Below are 17,762 nucleotides of genomic sequence, written 5' to 3' on the forward strand. Positions count from 1 at the left end.
CCGGCCGGGCCGGTCATTCGGGGTCGGGCAGATCGGTCAGGTGCACGTCGGCGGTGCCGTCGCCGCTGGTGTCGATGCGCACCTCGTCGATCACACCGTCACCGTCGTGGTCGACGGCGTGGATGTCGGTCCTGCCGTCACCGGTGGTGTCCACCAGATAGGTGGCGCTGCCGTCGTCGCCCTTGATCACCTGCACGGTGTCGGGTGTGCCGTCGCCGTTGACGTCCATTTCGAAGCTGTGTTTCTCGGCCATCACTTCCGCCTTTCGAGTGTGGGGCGCGGGGTGTTCGCGTCGAACCATATGGGACCGCCGCATCCGGTCCGCCGTGACGGTGGGATCCGGCCCGTGCCCGGGGCTACTTGCCCGGGCCGGGCGGCGGGCTAACCCTCCGGCGCGGCACGGCGCCGGTCACGGTGGGCCCGCTGCCGGCAGGTGGCGCCGCAGTAACGGGCGGGCCGCCCGGTACCGCGCCGCCTCAGGGGGTTCCCACAGACCTCGCAACGGGTTTCGTGACGCCACTCGTGACCGGGCGGTGTCTCGTGGCCCGGTTCCGCGTCGGCGGGTGGTTTCGTGACCGGTCCGGGTGGCCGCAACGAGTCCAGGACCACGCCGGTCGCCCTGGCCACCTCGGGGTGGGCGTGGCGGGCCGCCACCGCGGCGGTGAGGACCGCGCGCACCTCCGGCATACCAACGTCGGACCGCACCCGGCCCTGTGCCTGGGCGGTGCGAAGCCGCGCCGTCAAGACGTCGTCCAGCCGACGGCCCGCCGCGTCGAGGACCTTCCGTGGCCAGCCCTCGCCGTTCACCAGTCGTCGGCACAACGCCTGCCGGACCGGCGCGGACTCCACGATCGACGTCAGCAGCGAGAAGAACGGGTCGGTACCGGGTTCACGCAACGCCTGCGACGTCACTCCCTCGATGTACTGGGACAGCACGGCCTCACGCAGGGCGTCCCCGGTGGGGAAGTGACGCTGCACCGTGGCGGGGCCGACTCCGGCGGCGTAGGCGATCCGCGCCAACGGGACCCCCGGGCCGTGGGCCTCGTAGGCACGACGGGCCGCCGACAGCACCCGCGCCCGACAGTCCCCCATCCCGGCATGCCGCGCCCCGTCATGAGTCGCCATGTCACGAAACCACCGTCTCCACGCTCGTCGATCGGCTCACCGCGCGGATACCTTGCCGGGCGGAACGGCCCGATTGTATCGATGTGGAGGAATCCCGTGAACCACCGAAACCGCACCGTCCTCGTCACCGGCGCCACCGGCAGACAGGGTGGGGTCACCGCTCACCGGTTGCTCGCCGACGGCTGGCACGTCAAGGCCCTGGTCCGCGACCCGGACGCGGCCGGTGCCGCCGCGTTGCGGCGGGCCGGAGCCGAGCCGGTCACCGGGGACTTCGACGACCGCGCGGGACTGGCCGAGGCGATGACCGGGGTCCACGGCGTGTTCGCCGTCCCGGGCGTGTCCTACCAGGAGGGCGGCTGGCCGTTCGCGCGCGAACTGCGACACATGCGGAACGTCGTGGACGCCGCCGCCGGCGCGGGGGTGTCACACCTGGTGTTCACCGGCATCGGCACCGTCGGGACGCCCGGCGGCGCCGGCTTCAACGCCAAGGAGGCCGTCGAGCGGCACATCCGCGACTCCGGGGTGCCGTTCACGCTGCTGCGGCCGGTGCGCTTCATGGAGAACCACCTGCTCACCGGTTTGCCGGTCAACGGGATCAGTGGCGGCGTACACCGGCATCTGTTCCTTCCGCACGTCCCCGCCCAGATGATCGCGTTGGAGGACATCGGGGTGTTCGCGGCCCTCGCCTTCGGCGATCCCGACCGCTACGCCGGTGAGGCGCTGGAACTGGCGGGGGACGCGGTCTCCCCGGTCACGGCCGCGGAGATGGTGACGGCGGCGACCGGCCGTGCCGTCTCGTACCGCCGGATCGACGTCGAGGAGGCCGCCGCCATGGGGGACGACGTGCGGCACATGTGGACGCTCGCCTCGGAGGGGCACGGGTGGGTCGCCGACATCCCCGCGCTGCGGAGGTCGCATCCCGGGCTGCAGGGCTTCGCCGACTGGCTGCACCGGGGTGGGGCGGCGCGGCTGCGACACATGATGGACGCCGAGACCGCCACCGGTTGATCGTCCCCACGGCCACGCCATTCGGTCATGGCGCACCATACTTCGCAAAGGGGGAGGGCGTGGCCGTGGAAAACCGTCGTTTCCCTCACTTCCCGTGACCGCTCGGTGCACGATGGCGGACATGGGGCACTCGATCGAAGGGGACCGTCCGGAACCCGGCACACCGTCACGAATCGAACCGTCACCGTTCGACTTCTCCGACGACGACGACCTGGTCGCCTTGCAGGCGGCGCTGGAGTCACCCGCGCGCGACGAGGCGGACCGTGCGACGGTGAGCCCGGCCGGACGCGAATCGGACGGCTCGTTCAGCACCTTCCGGCCGCCGACGGTCACGTGGCCGTCGATGCCTCGCGGCTCCTGGGAGACCACACCCGAGACCGGCGACATCTCACCGCCGGAACCGGTGCCGCCACCCGAACCGGTCCCCCATCCGCAACCCGAACCACCGGGGCCGCCGAGCCCGCAACCACCACCGAGGCCCCCGGTTCCCGAACCACCCGCACCGGTCCCGCCGGAGGAGGAGGCCGCCACGTCCCGGCCCCCCGACGCGGTGCCCGAGGCCGCACCGTCCTCGGCGCCCGGTGGGGGCGCACCGCCTCCACCGCCACCGGCACCTCCCGCCGCCTCCTCCCCGCGGCTGGAGCCGTCCGCCGTGGCGGGGCTGGTGTTCTGCGGTGTCATGTCGGCGATCCTGCTGGCGGTGGGGGTCGTCACGATCGCACAGTCGGACCATCAGCCGGTGATCGGCGCGGCACGACAGCAACCGGGGCTGCCGGTGCCCGTGCCGCAGCCCGGCGTGCCGTCGCAGGCCACCGACCCCGACACGACCGTCAGGACCGAGACCCGCGGCAACGGCACGTTCCTCATCGGGAACGACATCGAGCCCGGCGACTACCAGGCGACCGTCCCCGCCGACTCGCCGTTGTGCTACTGGGAACGGCTGTCCGCCATCAGCGGCGAGGTCGGCGACATCATCGCCAACGGCGTCGCCGAACCGGGCGACCACCTGACCGTGACACTCCTCGACTCCGACAAGGCGTTCTCAAGTTCAGGCTGCGGTCCGTGGCGGAAGGTCTGACGGCCGCCGGTCACGGGGTCACGCGGTGTCCCACGCCTCGGCGAACAGCCGGCGGGTGTCGGACAACAGTTCCGGCAACACCCGGGTACGGCCGATGATCGGCATGAAGTTCCCGTCCCCGCCCCAACGCGGCACGAGGTGCTGGTGCAGATGTCCCGCGATGCCCGCCCCGGCGACCTTGCCCTGGTTCATCCCGATGTTGAAGCCGTGCGCGCCGGAGATCCGCCGGACCACCCGCATGGCACGCTGGGTGAACGCCCCCAGTTCGGCCACCTCCGGCTCGTCGAGGTCGGTGTAGTCGGGAACGTGCCGGTACGGGCACACCATGAGGTGCCCGGCGTTGTACGGGTACAGGTTCAGCACGCAGTACACCAGGACGCCCCGGGCGACGATCAGACCCTCGTCGTCGGACAGCTTCGGCATCTCACAGAACGGGCAACCGACCGGGTCGTAGTCGGGCCCGGTCGGTTTGTTCTCACCCTGGATGTATGCCATCCGGTGTGGTGTCCACAATCGTTCGAGGCCGTCGGGGACCCCGGCACCACGCTGCGTCTGACTGTCATTCACGCGGTGATCCTATGCCGCGTGCTCGGGGATCGGCCACACGCGAGCCGTCGCGTGGCGCATCCGGCCGGTACACGGTCCGGTTGCCTGTTCGACATCCACACGAATCGCCGCTCTGACACGATGTCGTGCATGGGAGAGGGGTGACGGATGAGCCTGACACAGCTGTTCCTGGTGCTGCTCGCCGCTTCCCTCACCCTGCTGGCCAGCATCGCGGCGGTCCGCTTCGCCGACCGCATCGGGCTTCCCGCCCTGTTGGGGTTCCTCGCGCTGGGACTGCTACTGGGTGAGGACGCGCTCGGCATCAACTTCGACGACGCACAACTGACCCAGAACGTCGGGATGGTGGCGCTGGCGCTCATCCTGATCGACGGAGGACTGACCACTCGCTGGGCGGACGTGCGCGCGCTCATCCTGCCGGCGGGTGTGCTCGCCACGTTGGGTGTGCTGGTGAGCGCCGTCGTCGTGGCCGTCGGTGGTCACTTCCTCGTCGGCCTGGACTGGCGCAGCGCCATGCTGTTGGGCGCGATCGTCTCGTCGACGGACGCCGCGGCCGTCTTCTCGGTGCTCCGCCGGCTCCCCATTCCCGGCCGGGTCTCGGGGCTGCTCGAAGCGGAGTCCGGGTTCAACGACGCGCCGACCGTCATCCTGGTCCTGCTGCTCAGCGCCGCCCGGGTCCCGGACTCGCCGTGGGACGCCGCCCTCAACATCGGGTACGAGCTGTCGGTCGGGGCGGTACTGGGTCTGCTGGTGGGCATGGTCGGGGCGTGGTCGGCGCGCCGGATCGCGTTGCCCGCCTCCGGCCTGTACCCGCTGGTGGCGGTCGGTTTCGGAATGGTGTCGTTCGCGGCCGCCGGGACCATCCACGCCAGCGGCTTCCTGGCGGCCTATCTCACCGCCATGGTGATGGGCAACTCGCGGCTGCCGCACCGGGCGGCCACCCGCTCGTTCGCGGAGGGCGCGGCCTGGCTGAGCCAGATAGGACTGTTCGTGATGCTCGGTCTGCTGGTCGACCCCAGTGACCTGCCACCGGTGATGCTGCCGGCGATCTTCCTCGGCGCGATCCTCCTGCTGGTGGCCAGGCCGGTGTCGGTGGCGGCCTCACTGGTGTGGTTCCGGATCCCCTGGCGCGAACAGGTCCTGATATCCGTGGCGGGGCTGCGCGGCGCGGTGCCGATCGTGCTGGCGACCATCCCGGTGGTGGCGGAGGTGCCCGACAGTCTGCAACTGCTGAACATGGTGTTCGTACTGGTCGTGGTCTTCACCGTGGTGCAGGGGCCCAGCCTGGCGCCGACCGCGCGACTGTTGGGGCTCGCCAGTCCGGGCCAGGCCCGCGACGTCGAGATCGAGTCGGCGCCGTTGGACGTGCTCGGTGCGGCGCTGTTGACGGTGGTGGTCCCCGAACGGTCCCGGTTGCACGGCCTGTACCTCTACGAGCTGCGGCTGCCGAAACGATCGGTCATCAACAGCATCGTCCGGGACGGCAGGCTGTTCGTACCCAGCGAACACGATCGGCTGCGGGTGGGCGACGAGCTCATGATCGTCACTATGAACGACTCCCGGCTGGCCACCGAGGCGCGGCTACGGGCACTGGGCAGGCGCGGCAGGCTCGCGCGCTGGCTCGGCGAGACCGGGAGCGAACTACCGCACCGGTGACGGTGCCGTCGGGCGGCACCGTCACCGGTGCGTCACGCCGCGGACGGCCCCACGTTGGTGCGGGACCGCACCACGTCCACCACGTGCCGGACCGCCTCGCCCACCGGGACGCCGTTGCGTTGCGAGCCGTCGCGGTAGCGGAACGACACCGTCTGGTCGGCCTGGTCGGTGTCGCCGGCGAGCACCATGAACGGGATCTTCTGCAACTGGGCGTTGCGGACCTTCTTCTGCATCCGGTCGTCGGAGACGTCCACCTCGCCGCGGATGCCGTGGTCGGTGAGCTGCGCGAAGAAGTCCGTCAGGTAGGGCACGTTCTCGTCGCGGATCGGGATGCCGACCGCCTGTACGGGAGCCAGCCACGCCGGGAACGCCCCCGCGTAGTGCTCGGTCAGGACACCGAAGAACCGTTCGATGGAACCGAACAGTGCCCGGTGGATCATGACCGGTTGACGCCGGGTGCCGTCGTCGGCGGAGTACTCGAGCCCGAACCGGGCCGGCTGGTTGAAGTCCAACTGGATCGTCGACATCTGCCAGCTCCGCCCGATGGCGTCCTTGGCCTGCACGGAGATCTTGGGGCCGTAGAAGGCCGCGCCACCCGGGTCGGGGATCAGTTCGAGGCCGGACTCCTCGGCGGCCTCACGCAGCGCCGCCGTCGCCTCCTCCCACTGCGCCTCGTCTCCCATGAACTTCGGGGAGTCGTCGCGAGTGGACAGTTCGAGGTAGAAGTCGTCGAGTCCGTAGTCGCGCAGCAGCCGCAGGACGAACGCCAGGAGTTCCTTGATCTCCCCGGTCATCTGCTCCTTGGTGCAGTAGATGTGCGCGTCGTCCTGCGTCATCCCCCGCACGCGGGTGAGGCCGTGCACGACGCCCGACTTCTCGTACCGGTACACGGTCCCGAACTCCGACAGCCGCAACGGCAGCTCCCGGTAGGAACGTCCCCGCGACGCGAAGATCAGGTTGTGCATGGGGCAGTTCATGCTCTTGACGTAGTAGTCGGCGCCCTCCATCTGCATGGGAGGGAACATCGAGTCGGCGTAGTACGGGAGGTGGCCGGAGGTCTCGAACAGGGCGCCCTTGGTCAGGTGCGGAGTGTTGACGACCTGGTAACCGGCCTCGGCCTGCCGCTCCCGCAGGTACGACTCCATGATGTGCCGGACGATCGCGCCCTTGGGGTGGAACACCGGCAGACCCGAACCCAGCACCTCGGGGAAGCTGAACAGGTCCAACTGGGCGCCCAGCTTGCGGTGGTCGCGTTTGGCGGCCTCCTCCAGAAGGTGCAGGTACTCCTTCTGCGCGTCGCGTGACGGCCACGCCGTGCCGTAGATCCGCTGCAACTGCGGGTTCTTCTCCGAACCCATCCAGTACGCGGCGGCGCTGCGCATCAGTTTGAACGCCGGGATCATCCGGGTGCTGGGCAGGTGCGGGCCCCGGCACAGGTCGCCCCAGACCCGTTCGCCGGTCTTGCCGTCCACGTTGTCGTAGACGGTGAGGCCACCGCCGCCGACCTCCATCACCTCGGGGTCCTCGACGTCGCCCTTGACGTCCACCAGCAGCAGCTTGTACGGCTCGTCCGCCAGCTCGCGGCGGGCCTCGTCCCGGGACTCGTAGTCGCGTCGGCTGAACCGCTGCCCGGACTTGACGATCTCCTGCATCCGCTTCTCGAGCTTCTTCAGGTCCTCGGGCTGGAACGGGGTCTCGACGTCGAAGTCGTAGTAGAAGCCGTCCCGGATCGGCGGACCGATGCCGAGCCTGGCCTGCGGGTACAGGTCCTGCACGGCCTGGGCCAGCACGTGGGCGCAGGAGTGGCGCAGCACGTTGAGGCCGTCCGGGGAGTCCATCGGGACCGGTTCGACCTCGGCGGGGGCCTCCGGCGCCCAGGAGAGGTCACGCAGCCCGCCCTGTTCGTCCCGCACCACCACGATCGCGCGGGGTCCGGTGGTGGGCAGTCCCGCTTCGGCTATCGCGTCGGCGCACGTAGTCCCGGCCGCGACGACGATCGAGTCGAAAGCGGGAGACTTGTCGGGTGCGGACACGATGGCCCTCCTTCATCCGGTGACGACGGTGATCACGCCGCTTCGGGCGCGGAGACCATCGTAATAGGCGGCTCACCGCCGTCCGAGCCGCCGCCCTGCGAAGGGGTCGGGTTCAGAAGATCTCCACGGGACCGGGCGCGACCGGCCAGCCGAACGCGGCGGCGGTCGCGGCGAGCGCACCGGCGCGATGCTCGACGACCCTGCCGGTGCCGGCGAACTCGCCCAGGCCACGGCCACCCAGGTACACACCCGCCAGGACCGATTCGCGCATCGACAGGTCCGGCGCGGCGTCGGTCCGTTCACAGTGGACCTCGTCGGCGTCGGCGGTGAGCCGGAAGCGCCCGGAGTTGCCCGGCGTGAACTCGTCGGTGACGTCGAGCACGACGTCCACCGGCACCTGGTACCGGCGGCGAGTCAACGCACCCGGGACGTCCAGGATCCGCAACCACAGCGTGTCGTGCCAGGTGGCGGTCAGGGCCCGCGGGTTGCCCACCCGCTGCCACACCGGCTCGCCGGGGCTCAGGTGGTGGTAGCGCAGCCGGACGGCGAGGTCCATCGTGAGCAGATGGTGCCACAGCGACTCGTGGGCGGCGCCGTCCACGGCCACCAGCTCCTCCAGCTCCACCTCCGCCGCCGCGCCCGCGGCGTCGAATCCGCTCTTGCCCCGCCAGGCGGCGTAGCCGTCCACGCGACCGTCAGCGGCACGGTGCACCACCAGTTGCCGGGGTGTGCCGCCCGAACGCGCCTCGGGTGGGTCCGCCAGCCGAGCGGTCCAGTGCCGCTCCCCGCGTCCCGAGACGCCGGGCCGGGTGCGTTGGAACTCGGCGAGTACGGGCGGGAGCAGGTCGGCCGCCTCGGCGGCGGTGATCTCGTGAAGTGTTCCGGGGTCCTCCACCGGCAGCGGGCGCACCCGTGGCAGGTCCACCGTCGCGGCGAACCCGGTGCCGGCGTACTCGTATCCGTACCTGCGGTAGATGGCGGGATCGGAGGCCCACAACGCCGCGACCGGTTCGGTCGCCTCGTCGAGCTGGCGCCGCATCAACGCCGACAGGACGCCCCGCCGCCGGCTCGTCGGCGCGACTCCGACACCTGTCACGTGGGCCGCCGGAACGATCCCACCCGGCACCGACAGGGTCCTGGTGAGGGCCCTCGCGGTTCCGACCACCTCACCGCCGGACTCGGCCACCAGTGTCCGCTCCGGCTCGAATACGGCACGTTTCTCATCGGTCGGCGTGAAGGGGAACATCATCGCGGTGGCGAAGCGACCACTCACGACCTCGTAGTCCTCGGCGGTCGCGGACCGCACCACCGTCCCGGTCCCGGTTCCGGTCATCGACTGATCCTCTCACCCACGATGTACGGTCGCGCCGCCGGCGCAGGGCAGTGCCGCGGTGGCGCGCGCCGGGCCACCGCCCTTGCGGCGGTGCCTTCCGAGGTATCGCGGGCGGCGGCGCACCACCGAGAGCACTCCGGTCGTGGCGGGGCGCTCCGGTGTCTCGACGGCGGGGATGTCCCCGCCGGCCGGTTCGGTCATGTCGGGCGTCCTTTCAGGTCTGCGGCGCCGGGGGCGCGGCGCGTGGCCGAACTGTATGCGGGGCGACGCCATATTGGACAGGGATTTGCGAGCCTCGTCACGCCGGGAACAAAGCACCGACCGGACGTCACCGCAGTTGGCGCGGGAGCCGGCCCGCTCCGTCGAGACGGACGCCACCAATAGGAGTTGCCGGGTGATGCGCCGTTCGGCACGATATGGGCCATGCGTATACGTGTCGCCGTCGAAGCCGACGCGCTCGCGATCACCCGGGTCCGCACCGCCTCGTGGCGGGCCGGCTACGCGGGCGTGATGCCCGGCTCGGTGTTGGACGCCCTGCCGTCGGAACCCTCGGACGGATACCGGCGGTTCCTGGCGGCACCCGACCCGGGGCACGCGGTCCTGGTCGCCGAACAGGGTTCACGGGTGACGGGATTCGTCATGTGCGGGCCGTACCGGCGGCAGCCCGACTCCTCCCCCGCCGACACCGCCGAGGGCGGTGAGATCTACGCGGTGTACGTGGATCCCGGTGAGTGGGGCGGCGGTACCGGCAGGGCACTCATGACGGTGGCGATCGAGGAGCTGTCGCACCACGGGCTGCTCCCGGTGCGGCTGTGGGTACTGGTCGAGAATCCGCGTGCCCGTCGGTTCTACGAGCGGTTCGGTTTCACCGCCGACGGCGTCACCGCCGACTACCGCCCGGAGCCGGGCACGGCGGTTCCGGAGATGAGGTACCGGTTCGACGGGAACGGTTCACCTGCGCGACAGCAGCCAGGCGACCCGGTCGCGGGCGAGCAGCAGATAGGCCACGAGGACCACCGCGAAACCGAGACCCCACAGGGGTAGCCGGGCGGCCCACAGCGCCACCGGGCCGCCCGCCAACACGACGAGTTCCACGGCCAACCGGACCGCACCGGGCACCGGCACCGGTGCCCGGCCGGAACGGGACGGATCGTCCGGGACCGCGAAGGTCCCCCACACCACCGCCGCGGCGATCGGCAGACCGACCGCCACGACGAGGCTCCACGGCCCCGAGAGTCCACACAGCCCGTAGACGACGTAGGACGCGAACGCGGCCATTTCGAGCAGGAACCGCACGCCGAGCATGGCGGGGTGTAGCGACACTCGTCCTCCCATTCCCCCCGGCGGTGGGGCCACCGCCGGGCGGGGCGAATCGTATGCGGCGCAGTGGTCGCCCCGGTCACCGGCACCTCGTGTGGCCCGGTGCGGCACCGGCCGCGTTCACACGTGTCGGGGTCGTGCGATGTCTTCGGACGCTGCGGTACTCAACGGACGCCCACCGGGGTCGCGGGACGGTCCACGGCGACGGCGGGGTCCGCCGCCTCCCGCCACATCCGCCGCCCCACCGGCCAGAACGCCGCCGCGAGAAGCACGGCCGCGACCGCCTGCGGAAGCCGCAGTGGCACGTCGACGAGGCGTTCGCCTCCGGCGATCAGCACCGAGGTCGCCACCCCGGCAGTGAACCACCAGGACATCCGGCGTCGCACCCCGAGCTGGACTGCCTGCACCAGCAAGGCGACGAACAACATGACGGGACCGAGTACGTAGACCACCGGTTCCACGCCCGGCACATCGTGGATGGACTCGGACATCGCCTGCATCTCGGACCGGTCGGTGGTGGCGAAGCCGACGACCAGGTCGATGACCATCTGGGCCAGCATCGCGGCGGCTCCGGCGAGGCCGACGACCAATGTGGTGCCCGCGACCAGGCGGCCGCCGAGGCCGGCGGGGAGCGAGCGGCGGAAGAGCGTGATGACGACGACGGCCAGTCCGATGTTGTCGAGCACCCAGGCGACGTGCGCGACGGTCCAACCCGGCTCGGCGCCTCCGGCTCCTCCCAGGCGCATGACCGCCCAACCGATCAGGAGCAGCAGCGGCGCGGTCATGAAGGACAGGGCGGCGATTCTTCGATGAGTCATGGCGGAGAGCCTAGCCGTGCAGAGAAAATTCTGCAAGTAATTCTCTGCACAGCTTGTTCGGCATCACCGCCTCCAACCGGTATGCTCCCGACATGCCGGACAACCCCATTCCGATGTCGACCGCGGCCATGAAGGCACTCGCCAACCCCCTGCGGCGCCGGATCCTTCGGCGGCTCGGCAGCCACGGCCCGGCCAACTCCACGACCATCGCCCAAGCCCTCGGGGAGAACACCGGCACCACCAGCTACCACCTGCGGAAACTCGCCGAAGCAAGCTTCATCGCCGAGATCCCCGAACGCGCCAGGGGCCGGGAACGGTGGTGGCGGATCGCCCCCGCCGACCGCCGCGCCCCGAAGGACCTCACCGCCGAGGACGCCGCGCTCGCGGAGGACGTCCGGCGACAACGACTCGCCGAGGACGTCGCGTTGTTCGACGCGCACTTCGCCCGCGGAGAACCGGACAACGCCTGGAGCGAGGGCTCCCGCTCCACCAGCCACCTCACCAGGGAGGAACTCCGGCAGTTCCACGACGACTATCTCGCCCTGCTGCGGCGATACGGCCGCGACGCCGAGAACGCCGCCCCCGGCGCACGACCGATCCTGTTGCGCTGGTTCGCCTTCCCGGACCCGGAGGCCGACCGGTTACCGAGGCCGCGGGCCGCCGACCGCACCGGCTCCGGAACCACGGCGGACGGGACTGTGCCGGTCAGTCCTCCGTCGGTGAGGGGGCGACGATCTCCGCCTCGAAACCGTCCCTGTCCGACAGATACGCCGCATGGTGGGAATCGCCGCCCGCGAAGGGATACCGCTCCGGAAACAGTCGCGTCCAACCGTGGTGGCCCGCGTCCTCGTGGAGGCGATCCACCACCGAAGTGGACTCCGCGTGCAGCGCGACGTGGTTGAGCCCCGGTGCCGTCCGGACGTGCCGGTCACCGGTCAGCGCCGGCGACTGCTCCACCACCAGGTACGCGTCCCCGTGCCGCCATGACCGGCCCACCGGCCAGTCCTGGTAGCGCCGCCAGCCCAGCGATTCCAGCAACCAGCCCCAGCTCTCGGCGCTGCGCGCCAGATCCGGCACCCACAACTCCACATGGTGGAATCCACCGGCCATGCCGCGCCTCCTTCACGCCCACCGGGCCGTCCGAGTCAACTCCGGGGCAGCCGGGCGTACACCTCGATCTCGATCTTCATCCGGGGGTCGGCCAAGCCGCACTCCAACATGGTGGCGGCCGGCCGCACGTCACCGAACCGGTCCCGCAACTGCGGCCAACAGGCCGGGAAGTCGGCACGGTCGGGCAGCAGATAACGTACCCGCACCACGTCCTCGAAGCCGCATCCCGCCTCGGTGAGCGCCGACTCGATGTTCCGCAGACACCGCCCGGTCTGCTCCACCACGTCGTCGGAGATCGTCATCGTCGCGTAGTCGAACCCCGTGGTTCCCGACACGTGCACGTGATCCCCGTCGACCACCGCCCGGGCGTATCCGATCCGCTCCTCGAACTCCGAACCACTGAGAATCACGCGTCGCATCGTCATGCCGCCACGCTATGCGCGCGGCGGTGATACGTCCAATACCCACGATCCCGCCTTCTGATATCGATATGGATATGGACCGCCTCGATCTGTCACTCACTCAACTGCACGCGTTCACGGTGCTCGCCGAGGAACTGCACTTCGGGCGGGCGGCGGCCCGGCTGGGCATCGCGCAACCCCCGTTGAGCCAGCAGATCCAGCGACTCGAAACCAAGGTGGGACATCCGTTGTTCCACCGGACCGCGGCGGGGGTGACACTCACCGCCGCAGGCTCCACCCTCCTTCCGGCGGCCCGGGAGTCACTCGGCGCCCTGGCGAGCGGGCTGGCGGACGCGCGGACCGCGGCGGCGGGCCGGTCCGGGCGGTTGCGTATCGGTTTCGCCGCATCGCTCGCCTTGACCGTGCTGCCCCGTGTGCTGCGAGACCACCGCACGGCATACCCGGGGGTGACACTGGACATCCGGGAGATGACCACCGCCGACCAGCTCACCGCGCTCACCGAGCACCGGATCGACGTGGGGGTCATGCGGGAACCTCCCGACGTGATGACCGGCCTGCGTTTCACCACACTGTGGGACGAACCCCTCGTCGCGATCCTGCCGAAGGGGCATCCGCTGGCGGAACGGCGGACGGTGCGGACGGCGGACTTGGCGGGCTCGCCGTTCGTGCTGCTGCCCCGGACCGCCGGGCCGGGTCTGTACGACCGGATCGCCGGCCTGTGCACCGATGCGGGGTTCCAGCCGCGGATCGCCCAGTCGGCCGTGGAGTGGCTGACCGTCTGCGGACTGGTCGAGATCGGCGTCGGTGTCTCCATCGGACCGGCGTGCATCCGGCGGATCGCCATGAAGGGGATCGCCCTCCGCCGGATCGACCCGGCGGCACGGACCCGGGTCGCCCTCGGTTGGCGGGCGGGCGACCCGAATCCGTTGGTCGGCAATCTGCGCGGCACGTTCGGTGAGATGTCGTGACCTCTACCGCGACGCGCTGCGGACCGTCAGCGTCGCCGCTTCCAGAACGCGCCCCGAGCGGGCCGGGTGGCACGCGGTGCGTCCCCCGTGCCTCCGGCGTCGCCGGACGGCCGTTCAAGGGCGTCGATCAGTGCCCGCAACACCGCCACGGCCTCTCGTGCCAGTGCCTCCAGCTCGGTGCCGGCCGGTGGGTTGGGGCCGTCGCACCGGCCGAGTGCCGCCGTCAACCGATCGCACCGTTCGCGCAGGTCGTCCGGCAACGCACCGTCGCCGGCCAGCGCCGTGACGATCGGTCCGAGGCGGGAGGCCAGATCACTCAGCTCGGCCCGGCGGGCCCGTTCACCACCGGTCGCCGGCGACTCGGTGAGCAGCGAGACCTCCTGACGGAGCGCAGGCACCAGGGTGTCGGCGGGCGGTGCGGAGCGACGCGCGGACCGACTCGGTGCCGACCCGCCACGCAGCACCGCCGGGGCCCTGCCGAAGCCACGGGCCGCCTGCGGTGCGGGCGCCCCGAAAGTCATCGCCTGCATGCCGCCGCCGGCCGGGGCGGGCGGCGGCCCACCGCGCATGACCGCCGCCGCGGGCGCCATGGGCGCCGCCGCCATCGGGGGCGGCGCCTGCCAGCCGTCGGGCAACTCCACCGGTTGCACCACGCGCCGCGGCTCGCCGCCGCCGGTGACCCGCTCGACGTCCACCGCGACGAAGGCCGTGAACCGGGACATCACGCCGTTGTCCAAGGAGACGTCGACGATGGACTTCTCCAGGGAGTCGATGTCACCTCCGGCCGACGCGCTGACGTACTCGTCCTCCAGATCGCGGATCCGGTCTCGCGCCCAGGAGCGGCGGAGCAGCGTGTCGTCGGTCTCCGCGCGTTCGGGGGTGACCCGCCAGGGCCGTCCGTCGGCGTCGACGCCCGACACCGTCAGGCTGGGTGCGGCGCCGCGGTAACGGCCGTGCCAGACCACGGGAACCCCGGTGAAGAGATCGGTGATTCGTGCCGGTGCCAGGTCGGTGAGCGCGCCCTCGCTGGCCTCGACCTTCAGGTCGGTCACGACGGGCGCCACGATGCGACGGTGGATGTGTGCGGTGGCGGCGTCCAACCGGTCCTCCGACTCCACCAACTCGCAACGGCCGCGTCCCAGTAGCGCGAGCCGGTACAGGAATCCCGCGTTGACGGCGCGGTCGATCCCGACCACGTGGATGCGGGCACCGGCGAGCCGGTCGCTCACCGCCGCGAGGATCTGGTCCTCGTTGCCGACCTGCCCGTCGGTGACGAGGATGACGACCCGGTCGCGATCCGGTGCGGGCGACAACAGGTCGGCGGCCGCACGCAGCGGCCCCAGCAGCTCGGTACCGCCCCTGGCGTCGGCGCGGCCGAGGTGTTCGACGGCCCGGTAACGGTTGCGGTCGGTCGCGGCCACCAGGCCGTCCCCGAGGTCGTCCGGGGCGGTGATGACGTGGTCGAAACAGCGCACCGCGAACCTGTCGGCGTCCGACAGCGTGTCGACGATCCGGGCGGCGGCGCGGCGGGCCGCGACCATCTTCCAGCCGTTCATACTGCCGGATCTGTCCAGCAGCACGACGACGTCCTTGGGGCGGCCGGCGTCGGTGTGGCGGGGCGGTACGAGGGTGATGCGGACGGTGCCGCCCTCCCCGTCCTCGTCGGGTGCGACGGTGACGGCGTCGGTGACGGTGCCGTCCTCGCCGTAGTCGAAGCGCAGGATGAAGTCCCGGTTGACACGTTCGCCCGGCTCCACGCGCACGACGGTGCGGCCCTGAGACTCCTCGGTCACGATGCCGTGCAGACTCGACGCCAACCCGGTCAGCGGCAGGCCGCCCGGATCGATGGTGACGCCGATGGCCAGCGCGACCGGATCGGGGGCCCCCGGCAACAGGACCGGTGGCGTGATGCGGGAGGCGTCGGGGACCGCGTCGGTGTCGGGCGCGTGCCCGTCTCCCGCCGAGGGACCGTCGAGCGGTGTACCGGGGATGTAGCGCGGCGCCACGACAAGCGGAAGCCGCAACGTCGCCTGGCCGTCGACGAGGGCCAACGGCCCGACCATCGTCAACCGCACGGTCGCCTCCTCGCCCGCCGGGATGTTCCCGACGCGCATGGTGAACACGTCGGCGCGTTCGGCCTCGGCGATCGCGGCCCGCCTGCCCTCCGACACCGCTCGCGCGTAGTCGGCCCTCGCCTGGCCGCGCTCCCGCAGTTCGGCGGAGACCTCGCGGTCGGCGACCGACAGGACCATGCCGGTGACCGCGGCCCGTTCCGGGACCGGGAAGACGTAGACGGCCTCGATCGCCTCGTCGTGGGGGTTGTGGAAGCGCTGGGTGAGGACGGTCGTGGCGGCGAGCCCCGACACCTCCGTCCGGTACTCCAGGCCGCGAAGCGGCAGGTTGCCGCGCTCGGTGCGTAGGGCACCCGGGCCTCTACCGGGCGCGTCGTCCCGGACCGGTGGCGGCAGTGTCGCGATACGCAAGGTCATCGATGTACTCCTGTTCGGTGCAGGCCGCGCTCCCGCAGCACCCTCAACAGCGGCTCCGCCGCCTGCCGGAGTGCCGCCACGTCGGCGGGATCGGGGACCGCGTCGGCCGCCAGCAGCAGGGAGGCGCCGGGGCCGAGCGGTACACAGTAGGACACGTCGGTGTCCTCTTCCGGCGGGTCGGGGGTGTGCCCCTTCAGCTTCACCGTGGGCCGCCGGGCCCAGAAACGCGAATCCGGCGGCGACTCCGGCCGGGTGTCCTCCGATTCGGTCGCGGCTTCGGCGGGGAGGCCGGCGATCTCCGCGAGCCGGGCGTCGCCCACGCCCGCCAGTTCCGCCTGGATCTCGGCGAGCGACAGTCCGGCCGCCTGACGTCGTTTGACGGCGACCAGTTGCCGCAGGTGGCGCTCCCCGTAGAGGGCGGTGCGGCCGCGGTGGGCGGCCGGTTTGTCCAGGAGGCCGATCGTCGCGTACCAGCGGATCGCACGCACGTCCGGCACACCGCGGACCCGGCCGCTGGGCGGGCCGGGATAGTCGTCGGCCAACGCGGCCGCGACCCGATCGGCGAGTTCACCGATCGACCAGCGTGCTGTCTCTGACATGTCTCGAATCTAACACTGTCATATGACAGTGTCAAACCGGCGTGGCGCCACCCCGGTCCGGCAGGGCCGACTCGGCGTACCCCTCCAGGTACTGCTTGAGCGACATGAGCCCGCCGACCCACCCGGCGAGGTTGTCGTTCACCGCGTCGGCACGCTGCCCGGGAGTCTCGTCCAGCGTGGTGAAACCGGTCTCGGTGACCTCGACGCGGGTGAGTCCGCCGGTCTCGGCCAGCACGAAGTCCACGTGGGTGGAGTTGCCGCGTCGAGGCTGCTCGTCGGGCCGCAACGCCCACCGCCAGGCGAACCGGTGCGGGGCCTCCTCGCGCTCGATGTGCGCGATGAAGGTGCCGTGCTCCTCCCAGCGCAGCCGGAGCTCCTGCCCGTCACCCCGCGCGAACTCCCCCGCCGAACCGAACCACCTGCTCAGTTCCTCCGGCCGGGTCAAGGCCTCCCACACCCGTGCGATCGGGGCGTCGATCACGATGTCATGCGAGATGCGATCGGTGTCCATATGCCCTCCTTCCCTAACTTCTACCCAGTGACGGCCCCCGGCATGTCGGATTCGGACCATCCCCTCGGCCGGAGTGCGACACTGTCACATCCCGGCCCTCCCGGTTACACTCCCCGCGTGTGCCAGCAGGGCGTCTCATGACCGGCCGACCGCGCGGCGACGCGCCTCCCAAACGCGACGTGATCCTCCGGGCGGCCCGGCGCGTGTTCCTCGCCGAGGGCTACGCCCGCGCCGGAGTCGATGCCATTGCCGCCGAGGCGGGTGTGTCCAAACGCACCGTCTACCACCACTTCGGCGACAAGGAGGGCCTGTTCACCGCGGTCGTCGAGGAGTCCAGCACCGCGATCGCCGCGCGGCAGATCGCCCTCGCGGACCGGTGCCTGAACGATCCGCCCGACGTGCGCGCCGGCCTGGTCGCGTTCGGTGTCGGATGGCAGGCGCCCACCGACGACTACACCGACCACAACGCACTGGTCAGGCTGCTGACGGCGGAGGCGGGCCATTTCCCGGAGGTGGTGCGGCTGTGGCTGGCGACCGGACCGGAACCCGTGGCCACGCACCTCGCCGCGCTGCTGGCCCGGCTGTCACGGGCGGGACGGTTGCGGGTGGACGACCCCGCGACCGCCGCGTCGCACTTCGTCGCCCTGGTCCTGACCCCGGTCACCAACCGGACGTTCTTCCGGGCCCTGCCCCTGCCCGAGGACGAGGTGCGCCGCGCGGTCGAGTCC

Annotated in this window: 18 protein-coding genes and 2 pseudogenes; 7 read left to right on the top strand and 13 right to left on the bottom strand. The window is 71.2% G+C overall.

Annotated features, from left to right (window positions below; translation table 11 throughout):
- Nucleotides 1-13 precede the first annotated feature (13 nt).
- Both LX16_RS09415 and LX16_RS09420 read right to left on the bottom strand, forming a co-directional pair.
- Nucleotides 14-253: a hypothetical protein gene (locus LX16_RS09415; RefSeq protein WP_211354367.1), complete on the bottom strand. Its 240-nt coding sequence runs from the start codon at nucleotides 251-253 to the stop codon at nucleotides 14-16.
- 128 nt (nucleotides 254-381) lie between these two features.
- Nucleotides 382-1,125, bottom strand: coding sequence for a TetR/AcrR family transcriptional regulator (locus LX16_RS09420; RefSeq protein WP_147136143.1), 744 nt, complete (start codon nucleotides 1,123-1,125; stop codon nucleotides 382-384).
- Between the two features lie 96 nt (nucleotides 1,126-1,221).
- On the opposite strand from LX16_RS09420, the gene LX16_RS09425 reads away from it, so the two are divergent.
- Nucleotides 1,222-2,133 (top strand): NmrA family NAD(P)-binding protein, encoded by a 912-nt coding sequence (locus LX16_RS09425; RefSeq protein ID WP_211354368.1) that lies wholly within the window; start codon nucleotides 1,222-1,224, stop codon nucleotides 2,131-2,133.
- A 121-nt stretch (nucleotides 2,134-2,254) separates the two neighbouring features.
- On the top strand, nucleotides 2,255-3,211 hold the full coding sequence (locus tag LX16_RS09430) for an Rv1352/Rv1906c domain-containing protein (RefSeq protein ID WP_147136149.1): 957 nt from the start codon (nucleotides 2,255-2,257) through the stop codon (nucleotides 3,209-3,211).
- Nucleotides 3,212-3,229: 18 nt separating this feature from the next.
- Here LX16_RS09430 and LX16_RS09435 read toward each other — a convergent pair whose 3' ends face one another.
- A complete protein-coding gene (locus LX16_RS09435) occupies nucleotides 3,230-3,778 on the bottom strand; it encodes an HIT family protein (RefSeq protein WP_147136154.1) in 549 nt (182 codons plus the stop codon).
- A 147-nt stretch (nucleotides 3,779-3,925) separates the two neighbouring features.
- On the opposite strand from LX16_RS09435, the gene LX16_RS09440 reads away from it, so the two are divergent.
- Nucleotides 3,926-5,431 carry a potassium/proton antiporter gene (locus LX16_RS09440; RefSeq protein WP_147136156.1) on the top strand — a complete coding sequence of 502 codons (1,506 nt, stop codon included), beginning with the start codon at nucleotides 3,926-3,928 and terminating at the stop codon, nucleotides 5,429-5,431.
- 32 nt (nucleotides 5,432-5,463) lie between these two features.
- Here the strand turns inward: LX16_RS09440 and thrS are convergent, their stop codons facing one another.
- The 3 genes from thrS to LX16_RS09455 all read right to left on the bottom strand — a co-directional run bounded on the left by thrS (nucleotide 5,464) and on the right by LX16_RS09455 (nucleotide 8,998).
- On the bottom strand, nucleotides 5,464-7,464 hold the full coding sequence (gene thrS / locus LX16_RS09445) for a threonine--tRNA ligase (protein WP_147136159.1): 2,001 nt from the start codon (nucleotides 7,462-7,464) through the stop codon (nucleotides 5,464-5,466).
- A 112-nt stretch (nucleotides 7,465-7,576) separates the two neighbouring features.
- The gene (locus LX16_RS09450) at nucleotides 7,577-8,797 is read right to left on the bottom strand and encodes a GNAT family N-acetyltransferase (RefSeq protein ID WP_147136162.1); all 1,221 of its coding nucleotides are present in this window, start codon (nucleotides 8,795-8,797) and stop codon (nucleotides 7,577-7,579) included.
- Nucleotides 8,798-8,809: 12 nt separating this feature from the next.
- Complete coding sequence (locus LX16_RS09455; RefSeq protein WP_147136165.1) at nucleotides 8,810-8,998, bottom strand: hypothetical protein; 189 nt, start codon at nucleotides 8,996-8,998, stop codon at nucleotides 8,810-8,812.
- A gap of 222 nt (nucleotides 8,999-9,220) precedes the next feature.
- Between LX16_RS09455 and LX16_RS09460 the strand changes: the two genes are divergently transcribed.
- The gene (locus LX16_RS09460; RefSeq protein ID WP_147136168.1) at nucleotides 9,221-9,841 is read left to right on the top strand and encodes a GNAT family N-acetyltransferase; all 621 of its coding nucleotides are present in this window, start codon (nucleotides 9,221-9,223) and stop codon (nucleotides 9,839-9,841) included.
- Here LX16_RS09460 and LX16_RS09465 read toward each other — a convergent pair.
- Both LX16_RS09465 and LX16_RS09470 read right to left on the bottom strand, forming a co-directional pair.
- Nucleotides 9,749-10,120: a YrdB family protein gene (locus LX16_RS09465; protein ID WP_211354369.1), complete on the bottom strand. Its 372-nt coding sequence runs from the start codon at nucleotides 10,118-10,120 to the stop codon at nucleotides 9,749-9,751. The two genes, LX16_RS09460 and LX16_RS09465, sit on opposite strands and share 93 nt — an antisense overlap.
- Before the next feature lie 161 nt (nucleotides 10,121-10,281).
- Nucleotides 10,282-10,935 carry a hypothetical protein gene (locus LX16_RS09470; RefSeq protein ID WP_147136171.1) on the bottom strand — a complete coding sequence of 218 codons (654 nt, stop codon included), beginning with the start codon at nucleotides 10,933-10,935 and terminating at the stop codon, nucleotides 10,282-10,284.
- Between the two features lie 128 nt (nucleotides 10,936-11,063).
- Between LX16_RS09470 and LX16_RS27515 the strand changes: the two are divergent.
- Nucleotides 11,064-11,207 (top strand): annotated as a pseudogene (locus LX16_RS27515) (helix-turn-helix domain-containing protein); the annotation flags it as partial.
- Nucleotides 11,208-11,640: 433 nt separating this feature from the next.
- Here LX16_RS27515 and LX16_RS09480 read toward each other — a convergent pair.
- Both LX16_RS09480 and LX16_RS09485 read right to left on the bottom strand, forming a co-directional pair.
- On the bottom strand, nucleotides 11,641-12,045 hold the full coding sequence (locus LX16_RS09480) for a VOC family protein (protein ID WP_147136174.1): 405 nt from the start codon (nucleotides 12,043-12,045) through the stop codon (nucleotides 11,641-11,643).
- Nucleotides 12,046-12,080: 35 nt separating this feature from the next.
- Nucleotides 12,081-12,470, bottom strand: a complete 390-nt coding sequence (locus LX16_RS09485; protein WP_147136178.1) for a RidA family protein — start codon at nucleotides 12,468-12,470, stop codon at nucleotides 12,081-12,083.
- A gap of 71 nt (nucleotides 12,471-12,541) precedes the next feature.
- Here LX16_RS09485 and LX16_RS09490 point away from each other — a divergent pair, with 71 nt between their 5' ends.
- Entirely contained in the window at nucleotides 12,542-13,435 is an 894-nt protein-coding gene (locus LX16_RS09490; RefSeq protein WP_147136181.1) for a LysR family transcriptional regulator, read from the top strand.
- A gap of 26 nt (nucleotides 13,436-13,461) precedes the next feature.
- Here LX16_RS09490 and LX16_RS09495 read toward each other — a convergent pair whose 3' ends face one another.
- Genes LX16_RS09495 through LX16_RS09505 form a run of 3 tightly spaced genes read right to left on the bottom strand, consistent with a single transcriptional unit; the run spans nucleotide 13,462 to nucleotide 17,034 of the window.
- Nucleotides 13,462-15,924, bottom strand: coding sequence for a VIT domain-containing protein (locus LX16_RS09495; RefSeq protein WP_147136184.1), 2,463 nt, complete (start codon nucleotides 15,922-15,924; stop codon nucleotides 13,462-13,464).
- A complete protein-coding gene (locus LX16_RS09500; protein WP_147136187.1) occupies nucleotides 15,921-16,523 on the bottom strand; it encodes a MerR family transcriptional regulator in 603 nt (200 codons plus the stop codon). Before LX16_RS09500 ends, LX16_RS09495 begins: the two co-directional genes overlap by 4 nt.
- A gap of 31 nt (nucleotides 16,524-16,554) precedes the next feature.
- Complete coding sequence (locus LX16_RS09505) at nucleotides 16,555-17,034, bottom strand: SRPBCC domain-containing protein (protein WP_158645541.1); 480 nt, start codon at nucleotides 17,032-17,034, stop codon at nucleotides 16,555-16,557.
- Between the two features lie 137 nt (nucleotides 17,035-17,171).
- Between LX16_RS09505 and LX16_RS27520 the strand changes: the two are divergent.
- Nucleotides 17,172-17,732 (top strand): annotated as a pseudogene (locus LX16_RS27520) (TetR/AcrR family transcriptional regulator); the annotation flags it as partial.
- Between the last annotated feature and the right edge of the window lie 30 nt (nucleotides 17,733-17,762).

This window comes from Stackebrandtia albiflava (genome assembly GCF_007994225.1).
In the GTDB taxonomy this organism is placed as follows: Bacteria; Actinomycetota; Actinomycetes; order Mycobacteriales; family Micromonosporaceae; genus Stackebrandtia; species Stackebrandtia albiflava.